Origin of the sequence: Streptomyces sp. NPDC026092 (assembly GCF_040638605.1) — a bacterium.
Classification (GTDB): Bacteria; Actinomycetota; Actinomycetes; order Streptomycetales; family Streptomycetaceae; genus Streptomyces.
Window position 1 is genome coordinate 50,372 of sequence record NZ_JBEZYN010000001.1, and the last position, 14,776, is coordinate 65,147.

The following is a 14,776-nucleotide window of genomic DNA, read 5'->3' on the forward strand; positions in this document are numbered from 1 at the left end:
CTGAACGTACTGCATCAGTGCGGGAGTGTGCCCAGGTGGGGGAGGGTCGCCAGGGCCCGTGCCCGGGGTGCCGGAGGCACTCCCGGGGCTCAGCAACCCTCCCCAGCCCGCGGAGGGCTCAGCGACGGGCATATTCGCGGAAGCCGCGCCCCGTCTTGCGGCCCAGGCAGCCGGCCGCCACCAGGTGCTCCAGGAGCGGCGCGGGGGCCAGACCCGGGTCACGGAACTCGCGGTGCAGCACCTGCTCGATCGCGAGCGAGACGTCCAGGCCGACCACGTCGAGGAGCTCGAACGGCCCCATCGGGTAGCCGCCGCCCAGCTTCATCGCGGCGTCGATGTCGTCCAGGGTCGCGTAGTGCTCCTGGACCATCTTGATCGCGTTGTTCAGGTACGGGAAGAGCAGCGCGTTCACGATGAAGCCGGCCCGGTCGCCGCAGTCCACCGGGTGCTTGCGGATCTTCGCCGTCACCTCGCGGACCGTGGCGTGGACGTCGTCGCCGGTCAGGACCGTACGGACGATCTCCACCAGCTTCATCGCGGGCGCCGGGTTGAAGAAGTGCATCCCGATCACGTCCTGCGGGCGCGAGGTCGCGCGGGCGCAGGCGACGACCGGCAGGGACGAGGTCGTGGTGGCGAGCACCGCGCCGGGCTTGCAGATCTTGTCGAGGCGCGCGAAGAGCTCCTGCTTGATCGCCAGGTCCTCGGCGACCGCCTCGACGGCGAGGTCGACCTCGGCGAAGGCGTCGACGGAGCCCGCCGCGGTGATCCGGGCCAGCGTCTCGTCACGGGCCTCGCCGGTCATCCGGCCCTTGTCGACCGAACGGGCGAGGGACTTCGCGATCCGGGCCTTGGCGGTGTCGGCCTTCTCCTGCGAGCGGGCGGCGAGCACGACCTCGTACCCGGCCTTGGCGAAGACCTCGGCGATCCCGGAGGCCATGGTGCCGGAGCCGGCCACGCCGACCGAGCGGACCTCGCGGCCCTGGGCGGTGGCGGCGCTCTCCAGCGGGGTCAGCGCGTCGCGGACCGTGGTGGCCGAGCCGGCCGCGTCGTACGTGTAGAAACCGCGCCCCGACTTGCGGCCGGTGAGGCCCGCCTCGCTGAGCTGCTTGAGGATCGGGGCGGGGGCGTGCAACCGGTCGCGCGACTCGCTGTACATCGCCTCCAGGACCGTACGGGCGGTGTCGATGCCGATCAGGTCGAGCAGCTCCAGCGGGCCCATGGGCAGACCGCAGCCGAGCTTCATGGCGGCGTCGATGTCCTCGCGGGAGGCGTACTTCGCCTCGTACATCGCGGCGGCCTGGTTGAGGTAGCCGAAGAGCAGCCCGTCCGCGACGAAACCGGGGCGGTCGCCGACCGCGACGGGCTCCTTGCCGAGGTCGTGCGCCAGTGCGGTGACGGCCTCGACGGCCTGCGGAGCGGTGAGGACCGAGGAGACGACCTCGACCAGCTTCATGGCCTGGACGGGGGTGAAGAAGTGCAGCCCGAGCACGCGCTCCGGGTGCGCCGAGTCGGCCGCGAGGCGGGTCACGGAGAGGGCGTTGGTGCCGGTCGCGATGATCGCGTCGGGCCGGATGATGCCGTCCAGGGCCCGGAAGACCTCCTGCTTGGCCTCGTACGACTCGGGCACGACCTCGATGACCAGGTCGGCGTCGGCCGCCGCCTGAAGGTCGGAGTAGGTACGGAAGCGGGCGAGGACGTCCCGCCGCTCCTCCTCGGTGATCCGCTCACGGGCCACCGCGCGGGCGGTGGACGCCTCCAGGGCGGCGACCGCCTGGCCGGCGGCGGCTTCGCTGATGTCGATACCGATGACCTCGCGGCCGGCCCGGGCGAGGACATCGGCGATGCCCTTGCCCATGGTGCCGAGACCGACGACGGCGATGGTGGAGAGAGGGGTGTCCATCAGGGGACTCCAGGAGGTGAAGAGTGACGACTGAAGGCGGCGATCGCGGGAGCGATAAGCGAATCGCGAGGGCGAAATCGGATCGCGTGCGGGCGAACACGAATCGCTCGGGGGCGAAACAGGTCGCGTTGCGGGCGCGTGTGGAACGCGCGGGAAAAGGGGCGACGGACTCTGTCCCGGAGTCACGTCTGAAACTGCCGAACCGACACACTCGATCTCACGACGGCTGCGTCACCAGGCCGTTGTGAGGGGTGCGGGGGTGACCCGCTCACCTGAGATTAACCGGCGGGTAACGAGCGCGCCAGTCCCGGGGAGTTCGGAAAATGTGATCTGGATCGCGGATACGCTGGCGGCCATGGAAATCGCCCAGGACCCCGAATTCTGCTCGATGATCGATCGATTGCGGGACGAGATCCAGGACGGCGGTGAAGCCGATCGAAAAGCATTCGAGGAACTCGTCGCCACCGACGATCACGAGGAGTTCGCGCGCGTCCTGACCGCGCCCGGCCAGCCCCTCCGGTCCCGCGAGCTCGCCGCCTTCCGGCTCGGCCTCGCCGGTGACCCGCGCGCCTTCGAGGCCCTGGTCCTGCTCCTCAACCACCGCGACCCCGAACGGTGCGTCTCCGCCGCGTACGCCCTCGCCCGGCTCGGCGACCCCCGTACGGCGCGGGCCGCCGCCGCCCTCGCGACCAACGAACTCCGCGTTGCCTACGCCCTCTTCCCGGTCCGGCTCCTCACCGACCTGCGCGCCCCCGAGTCCGTACCGGCCCTGGTCGCCGTCCTCGAAAGGCGCCTGGCGCGCGACGATCCGCACTGGCGCGTGGGCCTCGCCTGCGTCGAGGGCCTCGGCACGCTCGCCGACACCCGGGCCAGGCCGGCCCTCGAAGCCGCCCTGCCCCACCCCCGCCTCGGCCCGGCGGCGGAGGCGGCCCTCGCCCGGCTCCCCGACTAGCGCTCGCCGTCCTCCGGTATCAGCGCGAAGGCCTCGATCTCGATCAGCAGCTCCGGGCGGACCAGTGCGGCGACCTGGACCGCCGAGCTCGCCGGGAGCGGCGCGGCGCCGAACGCCTCGTCCCGCGCGGCCCGGACGGCGGGCAGGTGGGCGACGTCCGTGACGAAGTACGTCAGCTTCACGACGTCCTCGAACCCCGCGCCCGCCGAGGCCAGGCAACGGCGCAGGTTCGCGAAGACCTGACGGGCCTGCGCCGCCGGGTCGTCCGTCCCGACGACGGCGCCCGAGGCGTCGAAGGAGCACTGGCCGGATATCGCGACGAACCGGCCCGTGCCCCATACGACATGGCTGTACTGGGGGCTGGCGGCGACCCCGTCGGGGGCGGACACATGGGTCAGGTGCGAACTCATGCCCGACATCCTCGCGCACGCCACTGACAGTCCGGGCCGGGCCCCGACGAGGGGGCCCGGCCCGGTGGAGCAAGGTGCGGAGTGCCTCAGCGCTCGTGACCGAGGAGCGCGTGCAGGACCTCCCCGCCCGTGGCGGCCGGTGCGACCGCGGCCCGCTTCTCCGCGGGCTTCTTCGGCATCGGGTTCGCCTTGGGCTCGGGGAGCGCCGAGCAGACCGCGTCCGCTTCCGCCTGCCCGTCGCCGCGCGGCACGACCCCCGTCGCGAGGTACGACACCAGGTGCTCGTCCATGCAGTCGTTGCCGGCCAGTGTCACCCCGTGGTTCCCGCCGCCCTCCTCGACCACCAGGCTGGAGCCCTGGACCATCCGGCGCAGCGCCACACCGCCCTCGTAGGGGGTGGCCGCGTCGTCCGTCGCCTGGAGGATCAGGACCGGCGGCACCTCGTCGTTCGAGACGTCCGGCGGCGTCAGCGAGCCCACCGGCCAGAACGCGCACGGAGCGTTGTACCAGGCGTTGTTCCAGGTGGAGAAGGGCGCCTTGGTGTGCACGTCCCAGTTGTCGGTGCGCCAGGTGCTCCAGTCGCGCGGCCACTTCGCGTCCCGGCACTGCACGCTCGTGTAGATCGAGTAGCTGTTGTCGGAGGCCGCGTCCATCGCCCCGTAGTTCTCGTACGCCCGGGTCAGCGGGGCCGCGTCCTTGTCGTTGACGTACGCGGAGAACGCCTCGGCCAGCTTCGGCCAGTAGCCGTTGTAGTACCCGCCGGGCAGATACGTGTCCTCCAGCTCGCCCGGCCCCACCTTGCCGCCCGCCGGGGTGGTCCGCAGCGCGTCCCGCATGCCGTACCAGGCGGCTTCGACCGCCGCCGGGTCCGTGCCGAGTCCGTACGTGGCGTTCTCGCGGGCCACCCAGGCCATGAAGTCCTTGTGGCGGGTGTCGAAGGCGTAGTCCTGCGCGATGTTGTCCTCGTACCAGACGCCCTGCGGATTGACGACCGAGTCGAGCGCCATGCGGCGCACCCGCTCCGGGTAGAGCCGCGCGTACACGGCGCCGAGGTAGGTGCCGTAGGAGTAGCCCAGGTAGGTGAGCTTCGGCGCGCCGAGCGCCGCGCGGATCGCGTCCACGTCCCGTGCCGTGCTGACCGTGTCGATGTACGGCAGGACGTCGGCGTACTTGTCCCCGCAGGCCTTCGCGAAGGCCTGCGCCCGCTCGACGCCGAGCTGCTCGCCCTCCGCCCCGCTCGGCACCGAGTCGTGCCGTACCGGGTCGAAGTGGCCGGGTCGGCAGTTCAGCGCGGGCTCGCTCTTTCCGACCCCGCGCGGGTCGAAGCCGATGACGTCGTACTCCGCCGCGACCTTCGCGGGCAGCGAGGCCGCCACGAACCCGGCCATGGTGCGGCCGCTGCCGCCCGGCCCGCCCGGGTTGACGACCAGCGGGCCCTGGAAGGTCGCGGCGGTGTGCGGGATCCGGGTGAGCGCGAGCGAGATGGACCGGCCCGCCGGGTCGTCGTGGTTCAGCGGCACCTTGAGCGTGGCGCACTGGAGCTTCGGATACGCCGCCGTGGCGCAGCCGCTCCAGACGAGCGGCGCGATCGGGCGGGGGGACGGCTCGGGCCGGGGAGCGGCGGACGCGGGCAGGACGGTGGCCGTCCCGGCGACCAGCGCCCCAGCCGCGATCAGCATTCCTGCGCGTGTGGTCATAGGGCGTCCGTGCCCAGAAGGAAAGGGAAAAGGACCTGTTCCGCCCAGAGTTGACCCGAACAGACGATCCGTCAGCTCATCGGACAGCGGAATCCGGCGGAACGCGAGCCGTCGTTCGGATTCAGATCAGGCTGAGCTGCTCGGCCTCCCCCGGGAGCGGCGCGGACTCCTCCGGTACGGGTATCCGGCGCGGCGCGCCCCGGCCGGCGGGTCCGATCCCGAACTCGGCGGCCAGTTCGTGCACCTGACGGGTGATCCGGCGCTGGTACCAGGTCGGCGCGTAGGCCCGGTCCGCGTACATCCGCTCGTACCGTCCCACAAGCCCCGGGTGGTGCTGTCGCAGCCAGGTGAAGAACCACTCGCGCGCCCCCGGCCGCAGATGCAGCACGAGCGGGGTCACGGAGGTCGCGCCGGCCTCGGCGATGGCGCGCACGGTATCCCGCAGCTGCTCGGGGCGGTCGCCCAGGAAGGGGATCACCGGGGCCATCAGCACCCCGCAGCCGATGCCGTGCTCGCCGAGCGTCCGTACGACGTCCAGGCGCCGCTCCGGGGACGGCGTGCCGGGTTCGACGGTGCGCCAGAGTTCCTGGTCGGTGAAGCCGACGGAGACGGAGATGCCGACCTCGGTCACCTCGGACGCCTGGACGAGCAGATCGAGGTCGCGCAGGATCAGGGTGCCCTTGGTGAGGATGGAGAAGGGGTTCGCGTGGTCCCGCAGGGCCTCGATGATCCCCGGCATCAGCCGGTAGCGGCCCTCGGCGCGCTGGTAGCAGTCCACGTTCGTGCCCATCGCGATGTGCGCGCCCTGCCAGCGGCGGGAGGAGAGCTGGCGGCGCACGAGCTCCGGCGCGTTGATCTTCACGACGATCTGGGAGTCGAAGCCGAGACCGGTGTCGAGGTCCAGATAGCTGTGGGTCTTGCGGGCGAAACAGTAGACGCACGCGTGCGTGCAGCCGCGGTACGGGTTGACCGTCCATTCGAACGGCATGCGGGAGGCGCCCGGCACCCGGTTCACGATCGAGCGGGCCCGCACCTCGTGGAAGGTGATCCCGCGGAACTCGGGGGTGTCGAAGGTCCTGGTCGTGACCGCGTCCGTGCCGAACAGCGCGGTCTCGCCGGCGACGGCGTTGTCGCCCAGATTGTCCCAGCGCATGGACGCCTCCTCGGTAGCAGTGTCCTCAGCCGTTCCCAGAATAGAACACCTGTTCCCTTGATCGTCGCAAGCCGGGAGGGGAGTCCCGGCGGGGATGCCAGGGGGAACCCGGATTTGGGAGGCCCGCGCGCAGGTGGTTGGCTGGGCGCCACACCCCTGAAGAACCAAGTGCTGGAGGAAGTGCCATGGCGCAGGTCGAGGCCACGACGGAGCGGATCATCGCGGCGGACCCGGAGACGGTGTTCGACACCCTCGCCGACTACGCCGGCAAGCGCGCGCAGCTGCTGCCGGAGCACTTCAGCGAGTACGAGGTGCGCGAGGGCGGCGACGGCGAGGGCACGCTCGTCCACTGGAAGCTCCAGGCCACCAGCAAGCGCATCCGCGACTGCCTCCTGGAGGTCACCGAACCCACCGACGGGCAGCTCGTGGAGAAGGACCGCAACTCCTCCATGGTCACGACCTGGACCGTCACCCCCGCCGGTGAGGGGAAGTCCAAGGCCGTCGTCTCCACCGTCTGGAACGGCGCCGGCGGCATCGGCGGCTTCTTCGAGAAGACCTTCGCGCCCAAGGGACTTGGCCGGATCTACGACGCCATCCTCGCCAACCTCGCCACCGAGGTGGAGAAGTAACGCCCCCGCGCTCACCGATTCGAGTGGTTTTCCCGCGACCCCCGCAAGAGCGCCCCGCGCACTCGGGGGTCGCGCGGCTCTCCGTAAACGCGCTGATGAGCGCCCCAAGTGCGCCCTGTGGCAGGCCCGTTCACGATCATGGGCGGCACTGAGCTTCCGTACCGTCCGACTTGCTCCCGCTTCGCGCCCAATGCGAAGAATGGCGCGGCGCTGATGTCGTGACGAGGGGAGCAGCACGTGGGTGCGATGACGCTGGTGAAGGGCGAGGTGCCGGGCGTCGCGGACGATCCGCCGGCCGGCTCGGCTCCACCGCTCCCGGCCGAGGACGGCGCCCTCGATCCCCGCCGCGTCCGGCTCGTCTTCTTCGGCCTGATGCTCGCGCTGCTGCTCGCCGCGCTCGAGCAGATGATCGTCGCCACCGCCCTGCCGAAGATCGTCGGCGAGCTCCAGGGCCTGGACAGGATGTCCTGGGCGATCACCGCCTATCTGCTGACCGCCACCATCGGCCTGCCGATCTACGGCAAGCTCGGCGACCTCTTCGGCCGCAAGGGCGTCTTCCTCTTCGCCATCGTGGTCTTCGTCATCGGCTCGGCGCTGGCCGGCTGGTCACGGTCGATGGACGAACTCATCGCCTTCCGGGCCGTCCAGGGCATCGGCGCCGGCGGGCTCATGATCGGTGTCCAGGCGATCATCGCGGACATCGTCCCGGCCCGGGAACGCGGCCGCTACATGGGCCTCATCGGCGCCGCCTTCGGCCTCGCCTCCGTCGCCGGACCGCTGCTCGGCGGCTTCTTCACCGACCACGTCTCCTGGCGCTGGTGCTTCTACTTCAACGTGCCGTTCGGGCTCGTCACCCTCGCCGTCGTCGCCGTCGTGCTCGAACTCCCCAAGCCGAAGACCCGCGCCAGGCTCGACGTCCTCGGCGCGATCCTGCTCGCCGCCGCCTCCACCTGCCTTGTGCTGCTGACCAGTTGGGGCGGGACCGAGTACGCCTGGGACTCCAAGGTCATCATCGGTCTCGCCGCCGGCGCGGCCGGAACGGCCCTGCTCTTCCTGGTCGTCGAGCACTTCGCCCCCGAACCCCTCATCCCGCTGCGGCTGTTCCGCGACTCGGTCTTCACGGTCACCGGCCTCGTCGGCGCGGTCGTCGGCATCGCGCTCTTCGGCGCCGCGAGCTATCTGCCGACCTTCCTGCAGATGGTCGAGGGCGCCACCGCCACCGAGTCCGGCCTCCTCATGCTGCCGCTGATGGGCGGGATCGTCCTCGCCTCCATCGTCTCCGGACAGCTCATCACCCGGACCGGCCACTACAAGATCTACCCGGTGGTCGGCGGGGCGATCTCCGTCGTCGGCATGTGGCTGCTCTCGCGGATGGAGACCGACACCCCGCGCCTGCACCACAGCCTCTGGCAGGCCGTCCTCGGCATCGGCATCGGCCTGGTCATGCCGGTCCTGATCCTGGCCGTCCAGAACTCCGTCCGCCCCGCCGACCTCGGCACCGCCACCAGCGCCCACAACTACTTCCGGCAGATCGGCGGCAGCGTCGGCGCCGCGATCTTCGGCACCCTCTTCGCCTCCCGCCTCGACGACGCCCTCGCCGACTCCCTGCCCCGCACGGCGAGCGCTCCGCTCCCTGCCGCCGAATCGATCACCCCGCAGGCGGTGCACGCGCTGCCGCCCGCGCTGCGCGACGCCTACATCCAGGCGTACGCGGACGCGATGCCGCGCATCTTCCTCTACCTCGTGCCGGTCCTCGTGCTCGGCCTCGTCCTCGCCTTCTTCCTCAAGGAGAAACCGCTGGTGTCCCACCACACCCCCACCACCGAGGCCCCCACCGCCGTGCCCCGCGCCCGCGCGTCCGCCGCCCCCGCGTACACCGCGGGACTCCCCGTCTGCGGCACGGTCCAGCACCACGACGGCAGCCGCGTCCCGCGCGCCGCCCTGACCCTCATCGACGTCCAGGGGCGGCAGATCGGCCGCGGCGGCAGCGGCGAGGACGGCCGGTACGCGCTGAGCGTCCCGGGCCCCGGCTCGTACGTCCTGATCGCGGCGGCCGGCGGCCATCAGCCGCAGGCCGTCTCCGTCACCGTCGGCGAGCGGCCCGTCGAGCTCGACGTGGTCCTCGGCGGCGCGGGCCGACTGGCCGGCTCTGTCGTGACTGCCGACGGAACTCCCGTACGGGACGCGGCCGTCACCCTCACCGACGTGCGCGGCGAGGTCGTCGCCTCGACGCGCAGTGGACGCGAGGGCGGCTACGTCATCACGGAGCTGGTCGCGGGGGAGTACACGCTCGCTGCCAGTGCCCCGGCCTTCCGGCCCGCCGCGCTGCCGGTGAGCGTGCAGGCCTCCCGCGAGACCCGCCAGGACATCGAGCTGGCGGGCGGGGCGGTGCTGCGCGGGACGGTACGGGCCGGGGGCGGCCGGCCCGTCGAGGACGCCCGGGTGACGCTCCTCGACGCGGCCGGGAACGTCGTCGACACCCTGACGACCGGCCCTGACGGCACGTTCCGCTTCGTGGACCTGTCCTCGGGCGAGTACACGGTGATCGCGGCCGGCTATCCGCCGGTCGCCACCGTGCTCCAGGTCGCGGGCGGCGGACGCACCGAACGCGACCTGCAGCTCGGCCACGAGGACTGAGCGGAGCCCGGTCGGCCCGGTTCAGGAGGCGGCGGTCGCCTTGCGCAGCGTGTCGATGCAGCTGCTGATCGCCGCCTGGAGGGCTTCGAGGCGCTGGAGCATGTCGTCCTCCATGACGTCCTCCTCCAGGACCTCGTCGAGGGTCAGCTCCTCGAAGACCTTCGTGGCCTTCTGGAGGCTGTTGTAGAACTTCGTACGGCGCTCCTGGACGCGCAGCGCGGGATCGGCCTCCACGGCCTCCGCGACCATGACCTTTACCGCGTCGTACGCCTCACCGGCCCACTCGCCCGCCTCCTCGGCGTCGTCGAGCTCGTCGATGAGGGAGAGGTGGCGCTCGGCCTCCGCGCGCAGCGCGGCGGGCGCCTCGACGGTCTGCCCGGCGGGCGTCTTGATCTGCCCGTTCTCCACGATCTGCCGCACGTAGCCGATCCGGTCGGCGGCCTTGGCCTCGTTCGCGACGGCCTTCTTCAGATCGCCGGTCCTGGCGATGGCGCGGGCCATCTCGGTCTGCAGCGCCGGGTCCTCCTTCATCCGGTCGAGCAGCGCGCCGCGCGCGGCCTCCGCCGTGCCGGGGTCGGCGAGGATCGCGGCCCGCAGGGCGGTCGGGTTCTCGGCGACCTCGAGGGCCTTCGTCGGCCGGATGCCCTCGGCCTCGGCGGCGGCGGTGATCGCGTGGCCGCGCACGGAGGAGGCACTGGAGCGGGAGGAGTAGTACGAGAGCCAGACGTCGGCCTCGGGCAGCTCGATGTCCTCGCCCGGGGTCAGCGCCTCGAACTGCGGGACGAGGCCGTCGTCGGCGGCCATGTCCCAGGCCTTGTAGAACCGCATGACCCGCTCGGGGGAGCACTCGGCCAGCTCGGCGAAGGCCTTCGCCGAGACCTTCCCGGACTCTCCGGCGGCCTGCCCGCCGGGTCGTACGCTCCGCGCCACCTTGAGCGCGAACGCCCAGCCGCCGGTCCGGGCGTACACCCCGAACTCCCGGGCGTCCCGCACCACGACATCGGGCACGTCCTGGACGACGAAGTCGGCCGCCTCGGGGGCGGTGGCTTCCGAGGGGGCGATCACGGTGGTCACCGAGAGGTCTCCTGACGCAGGGGATAGGGGGCGCGGGGCGAAAAATCCGCAGCGGCCAGCCTATACGGACGGGTTGACGAGATATCGCCCGAATTCGGATCAAGGCGGGCATGGTGCCGCGATCAGTATTGGACCGTCCAGTCCAATACTTGCTACGGTGCTCGCATGGCACGCCCGAAGACGTTCGACGAGGCGCGCGCCCTGGACACCGCGATGCTCCTGTTCTGGGAGAAGGGCTACGAAGCCACCTCCACCCAGGATCTGTGCGAGGCGACCGGTCTGGGGCGCAGCAGCATCTACAACACCTTCGTCAGCAAGCACGCCCTGTTCCTGCGGGCGCTGACGCGCTACACCGAGCTGACGACGGACATGCAACTCGCCCTCCTGGAGGACGAGTCGCTCCCGCCCGCCGACCGGCTGAAGGGCGTCATGGCGTCGGTCGTCGAGATGGAGGAGACCCACCGCAGGGCGGGGATCGGCATCGGCTGCCTCGGCGTCAACACCACCGTCGAACTCTCCGGGCGGGACGCCCAGGTGGCCGCCCTCCTCGGGCGGGACCAGGAGCGCCGGCTCGCGGCGCTCACGGCGACCATCGCCGCCGGTCAGAACGACGGCGTGTTCTCGCGGAACCGTCGGCCCGACGAGTTCGCGCGGTTCTTCACCGCCGCCGTCGCCGGCATGCGCGTCTCGGCGCAGAACGGCGCCGACCGCGCCGTCATCGAGTCCATCGCCGCCGTCGCGCTCGGCGCCATGGCCGTCTGACATCTGTCTGAAGCGCCTGAGGGCGGCCCTGTCGGGGCTCCGCCCCGCTCCTCCGTGCCTTCATTTCGTACTGATCAGTCCAAAACTGACCCTCCCACCCCGAGCAACGAAGGACGTGAACCCACGTGCCACGCGCCGTGTACGTACTGGCCATCGGCATCTTCGCCATGGTCACCAGCGAGTTCGTCGTCGCGGGCCTCATGCCGCAGATGGCGGCCGGGCTCGACGCGACCGTCCCGCAGATCGGCTACCTCATCACCACCTTCGCCGTCGCCATGGCCGTCGGCGGTCCCTTCCTCACCGTCGCCGTGCTCAAGCTGCGCCCCAAGCCCGCGCTCCTCGTGCTCTTCGGCGTCTTCCTGGCGGGCAATCTGCTGGCCGCGACGGCCACTTCGTACGGTGCGATGGTCGCCGCGCGCGTCATCACCGGCGTCGCCTCCCAGGCCTTCTTCGGCGTCGCCATCTCCGTCTGCTCCGCGCTGACCCGGGAGGAGATCCGCGGCCGCGCCATCGGCGTGGCGATGAACGGTCTGATGCTCGGCACCCTCCTCGGGCTGCCCCTGGCGACCTTCATCGGCGGGCACCTTGGCTGGCGCGCCGCCTTCTGGGCCATCGCCGTGCTTGCCGTGCTCGCCGCCGCGGCGGTGGCGGTGGGCGTGCCCCACCTGGAACTGCCGGGGAACGGAGGCGGTTCCTTCCGTGCCGAGGTCCAGGTCTTCCGCCGGCCCTCGCTGTGGGCGGCGCTCGTCACCAGCACGCTCATCATCGGCGCGACCTTCGCCGCCTTCAGCTACTTCAACCCGATCCTCACCGAGGTCAGCGGCTTCGAGGAGGGGACCGTCCCCCTCCTGCTCGTTCTCTACGGCGCCGCCACCGTCATCGGGAACACCGTCGTGGGCCGGCTCGCGGACCGCCGTACGATCGGCGTGCAGGTCGTCGGTCTCGCCCTCAACGTCCTGTTCCTGAGCGGCTTCGCCCTGCTCGCCGACGTCGGCCCGGCCGCCGTGGGCCTCATGATCGGCATAGGCCTGGTGGGCGTCACCATGAACCCGGCCATGGTCACCCGCGTCCAGCGCGCCGGGAACGCCGGGCCGCTGGTGAACACCGTCCACTCCTCCTTCATCACCCTCGGCGTCATCATCGGCTCGTCCGTCGGCGGCCTCCTCGTCGACGCGCACGGGCTCCGTGCGCCGCTCTGGCTCGGCGCCGTCCTCGCCGTCCTCGGTCTGCTGTCCCTGCTGCCCGCACGCGCGCGGCGGCGCGGTGGCGACCGTGTACTCCTAGAGGTCTAGACCATTAAACCTTCTCGGGGTCCTGGCCTGGCCCTTCCTTGCGGCGTAACGTGACGCCGCAGGAGCGTCGTCGTCACCGAACGTGAGGGGACAGGGCCAGTGAAGATCCTGATCAGCGCCGACATGGAGGGCGCCACCGGCGTCACCTGGCCCGGCGACGTCCTGCCAGGGACCCCGCAATGGGAGCGGTGCCGGCCCATGTTCACCTCCGACGTGAACGCGGCGGTCCTCGGCTTCTTCGACGGCGGCGCCGACGAGGTGCTGATCAACGAGGCGCACTGGTCCATGCGCAACCTCCTCCTGGAACAGCTCGACGAGCGGGCCGAGATGATCACCGGGCGGCACAAGACCCTGTCCATGGTCGAGGGAGTGCAGCACGGCGACGTCGACGGCATCGCCTTCGTCGGCTACCACACCGGCGCGGGAACCGAGGGCGTCCTCGCCCACACCTACCTGGCCAACTCGATCACCGGCGTCTGGCTGAACGGCGTCCGGGCGAGCGAGGGGCTGCTCAACGCCCATGTGGTCGCGGAGTACGGCGTGCCCGTCGTCCTCTTCACGGGGGACGACCTGGCCTGCGACGACGCCCTCGGCTACGCGCCCGAGTCGCGCAAGGTCGCGGTCAAGGACTACGTCTCGCGGTACGCGGCGGTCTGCCGGACCCCGAAGCGCACGGCGAGCGAGATCCGGGCCGCCGCGAAGGACGCCGTCGCCCTCGCCGTACGGCACGAGCCGGTGGAGGCCGGGCCGTTCACCTTCGAGCTGGAGTTCGATACCGAGCACCTGGTCGGCGCCGCGACCGTCGTCCCGGGAGTGGCGCGGAGCGGCGAGCGCCGTGTCGCGTACACCAGCGAGAGGATGTACGAGGGCATTCGTACGTTCAAGGCGGTCACCACGATCGTCTCCGCAGCGGTGGAGGAGCAGTATGGCTGAGCCCTTCCGGAGCCTGGACGGCGCGGCGCTGGACGAGGTCGTGACCTTCACCTCCGAGCTGATCCGGATCGACACCACCAACCGGGGCGGCGGCGACTGCCGCGAACGGCCCGCCGCCGAGTACGTCGCCGAGCGGCTCGCCGCCGCCGGGCTCGATCCGACCCTCCTCGAACGGACCCCGGGCCGGACGAACGTGGTGGCCCGGATCGAGGGCACCGACCCGTCCGCCGACGCCCTCCTCGTCCACGGCCACCTGGACGTCGTCCCGGCCGAGCCCGCCGACTGGGCCGTCCACCCCTTCTCCGGCGAGGTCCGCGACGGAGTGGTGTGGGGGCGCGGCGCCGTCGACATGAAGAACATGGACGCGATGGTCCTCGCCGTCGTCCGCTCCTGGGCGCGCCAGGGCATCCGGCCGCGACGCGACATCGTCCTCGCCTACACCGCCGACGAGGAGGACAGCGCCGTGGACGGCTCGGGCTTCCTCGCCGACCGGCACGCCGGCCTCTTCGAGGGCTGCACCGAAGGCATCAGCGAGTCCGGCGCGTTCAGCTTCCATCCGCAGCCCGACCTCACGCTCTACCCGATCGCGGCGGGCGAGCGCGGCACCGCCTGGGTCAAGCTCACCGCGCACGGCCGGGCGGGTCACGGCTCCAAGGTCAACACCGCCAACGCGGTCACCCGGCTCGCCGAGGCCGTCGCCCGGATCGGCGCCCACACCTGGCCCGTCCGCCTCACCCCGACCGTACGGGCCGCGCTGACCGAACTCGCCGCGCTGTACGGCATCGAGACCGACGTGACGGCCGAGGGCTTCGACGTCGACGCGCTCATGGAGAAGCTCGGACCGGCCGCCGCGCTCGTCGAACCGACCGTGCGCAACAGCACCAACCCGACGATCCTCGACGCCGGTTACAAGGTCAACGTCATCCCCGGGCAGGCCGTCGCCTATGTCGACGGGCGCACGCTGCCCGGCGGCGAGGAGGAGTTCGCCGCGACGATGGACCTGCTCACCGGGCCCGACGTGGAGTGGGAGTTCCACCACCGCGAGGTCCCGCTGGAGGCCCCGGTCGACTCGCCGACCTTCGCCAAACTACGGGCCGCCGTCGAGCACTTCGACCCGTCCGGGCACGTCCTCCCGTTCACCATGTCGGGCGGCACCGACGCCAAGCAGTTCTCCCGGCTCGGCATCACCGGTTACGGTTTCTCCCCGTTGAGGCTGCCCCCGGAGCTGAACTACGGCGCGCTCTTCCACGGCGTGGACGAGCGTGTGCCCGTCGACGCCCTGCACTTCGGGGTCCGGGTCCTCGACCACTACCTGAAGTCGGCGTAGGTTGCGTCGA

12 protein-coding genes are annotated in these 14,776 nt (G+C 71.4%); 7 read left to right on the forward strand and 5 right to left on the reverse strand.

The features are described from left to right. Positions 1 to 118: 118 nt before the first annotated feature. Positions 119 to 1,900 (reverse strand): 3-hydroxybutyryl-CoA dehydrogenase, encoded by a 1,782-nt coding sequence (locus tag AB0F56_RS00225; RefSeq protein ID WP_362002393.1) that lies wholly within the window; start codon positions 1,898 to 1,900, stop codon positions 119 to 121. A gap of 355 nt (positions 1,901 to 2,255) precedes the next feature. On the opposite strand from AB0F56_RS00225, the gene AB0F56_RS00230 reads away from it, so the two are divergent. Then, positions 2,256 to 2,852, forward strand: coding sequence for an adenylosuccinate lyase (locus AB0F56_RS00230; RefSeq protein ID WP_362002395.1), 597 nt, complete (start codon positions 2,256 to 2,258; stop codon positions 2,850 to 2,852). On the opposite strand, the gene AB0F56_RS00235 is transcribed toward AB0F56_RS00230, so the two are convergent. The 3 genes from AB0F56_RS00235 to AB0F56_RS00245 all read right to left on the reverse strand — a co-directional run bounded on the left by AB0F56_RS00235 (position 2,849) and on the right by AB0F56_RS00245 (position 6,112). Beyond that, entirely contained in the window at positions 2,849 to 3,262 is a 414-nt protein-coding gene (locus AB0F56_RS00235) for a RidA family protein (RefSeq protein WP_362002396.1), read from the reverse strand. The two genes, AB0F56_RS00230 and AB0F56_RS00235, sit on opposite strands and share 4 nt — an antisense overlap. Before the next feature lie 86 nt (positions 3,263 to 3,348). Then, complete coding sequence (locus AB0F56_RS00240; protein WP_362002398.1) at positions 3,349 to 4,959, reverse strand: alpha/beta hydrolase; 1,611 nt, start codon at positions 4,957 to 4,959, stop codon at positions 3,349 to 3,351. A 121-nt stretch (positions 4,960 to 5,080) separates the two neighbouring features. Next, the gene (locus AB0F56_RS00245) at positions 5,081 to 6,112 is read right to left on the reverse strand and encodes an Rv2578c family radical SAM protein (RefSeq protein WP_362002400.1); all 1,032 of its coding nucleotides are present in this window, start codon (positions 6,110 to 6,112) and stop codon (positions 5,081 to 5,083) included. A 185-nt stretch (positions 6,113 to 6,297) separates the two neighbouring features. On the opposite strand from AB0F56_RS00245, the gene AB0F56_RS00250 reads away from it, so the two are divergent. Together AB0F56_RS00250 and AB0F56_RS00255 are read left to right on the forward strand one after the other, a co-directional pair. Further along, the gene (locus AB0F56_RS00250) at positions 6,298 to 6,741 is read left to right on the forward strand and encodes an SRPBCC family protein (RefSeq protein WP_362002402.1); all 444 of its coding nucleotides are present in this window, start codon (positions 6,298 to 6,300) and stop codon (positions 6,739 to 6,741) included. Positions 6,742 to 6,987: 246 nt separating this feature from the next. Next, positions 6,988 to 9,378 carry an MFS transporter gene (locus tag AB0F56_RS00255; RefSeq protein WP_362003180.1) on the forward strand — a complete coding sequence of 797 codons (2,391 nt, stop codon included), beginning with the start codon at positions 6,988 to 6,990 and terminating at the stop codon, positions 9,376 to 9,378. A 21-nt stretch (positions 9,379 to 9,399) separates the two neighbouring features. On the opposite strand, the gene AB0F56_RS00260 is transcribed toward AB0F56_RS00255, so the two are convergent. Continuing rightward, on the reverse strand, positions 9,400 to 10,386 hold the full coding sequence (locus AB0F56_RS00260) for a hypothetical protein (protein WP_362003181.1): 987 nt from the start codon (positions 10,384 to 10,386) through the stop codon (positions 9,400 to 9,402). 231 nt (positions 10,387 to 10,617) lie between these two features. On the opposite strand from AB0F56_RS00260, the gene AB0F56_RS00265 reads away from it, so the two are divergent. The 4 genes from AB0F56_RS00265 (at position 10,618) to AB0F56_RS00280 (ending at position 14,766) form a co-directional block, all read left to right on the forward strand. Then, positions 10,618 to 11,214 carry a helix-turn-helix domain-containing protein gene (locus AB0F56_RS00265; RefSeq protein WP_362002404.1) on the forward strand — a complete coding sequence of 199 codons (597 nt, stop codon included), beginning with the start codon at positions 10,618 to 10,620 and terminating at the stop codon, positions 11,212 to 11,214. 125 nt (positions 11,215 to 11,339) lie between these two features. Then, the gene (locus AB0F56_RS00270; RefSeq protein ID WP_362002406.1) at positions 11,340 to 12,506 is read left to right on the forward strand and encodes an MFS transporter; all 1,167 of its coding nucleotides are present in this window, start codon (positions 11,340 to 11,342) and stop codon (positions 12,504 to 12,506) included. A gap of 99 nt (positions 12,507 to 12,605) precedes the next feature. Further along, a complete protein-coding gene (locus AB0F56_RS00275; RefSeq protein ID WP_362002407.1) occupies positions 12,606 to 13,439 on the forward strand; it encodes a M55 family metallopeptidase in 834 nt (277 codons plus the stop codon). Beyond that, positions 13,432 to 14,766, forward strand: a complete 1,335-nt coding sequence (locus AB0F56_RS00280) for a M20/M25/M40 family metallo-hydrolase (RefSeq protein ID WP_362002409.1) — start codon at positions 13,432 to 13,434, stop codon at positions 14,764 to 14,766. The genes AB0F56_RS00275 and AB0F56_RS00280 overlap by 8 nt, the downstream gene beginning before the upstream one ends. Positions 14,767 to 14,776 lie beyond the last annotated feature (10 nt).

Bases quoted from the DNA above. Each gene is read 5' to 3' on its own strand.
- AB0F56_RS00280 (WP_362002409.1), top strand. From the start codon at position 13,432: ATGGCTGAGCCCTTCCGGAGCCTGGACGGCGCGGCGCTGGACGAGGTC.
- AB0F56_RS00235 (WP_362002396.1), bottom strand. From the start codon at position 3,262: ATGAGTTCGCACCTGACCCATGTGTCCGCCCCCGACGGGGTCGCCGCC.
- AB0F56_RS00255 (WP_362003180.1), top strand. From the start codon at position 6,988: ATGACGCTGGTGAAGGGCGAGGTGCCGGGCGTCGCGGACGATCCGCCG.
- AB0F56_RS00245 (WP_362002400.1), bottom strand. From the start codon at position 6,112: ATGCGCTGGGACAATCTGGGCGACAACGCCGTCGCCGGCGAGACCGCG.
- AB0F56_RS00240 (WP_362002398.1), bottom strand. From the start codon at position 4,959: ATGACCACACGCGCAGGAATGCTGATCGCGGCTGGGGCGCTGGTCGCC.
- AB0F56_RS00265 (WP_362002404.1), top strand. From the start codon at position 10,618: ATGGCACGCCCGAAGACGTTCGACGAGGCGCGCGCCCTGGACACCGCG.
- AB0F56_RS00230 (WP_362002395.1), top strand. From the start codon at position 2,256: ATGGAAATCGCCCAGGACCCCGAATTCTGCTCGATGATCGATCGATTG.
- AB0F56_RS00225 (WP_362002393.1), bottom strand. From the start codon at position 1,900: ATGGACACCCCTCTCTCCACCATCGCCGTCGTCGGTCTCGGCACCATG.
- AB0F56_RS00250 (WP_362002402.1), top strand. From the start codon at position 6,298: ATGGCGCAGGTCGAGGCCACGACGGAGCGGATCATCGCGGCGGACCCG.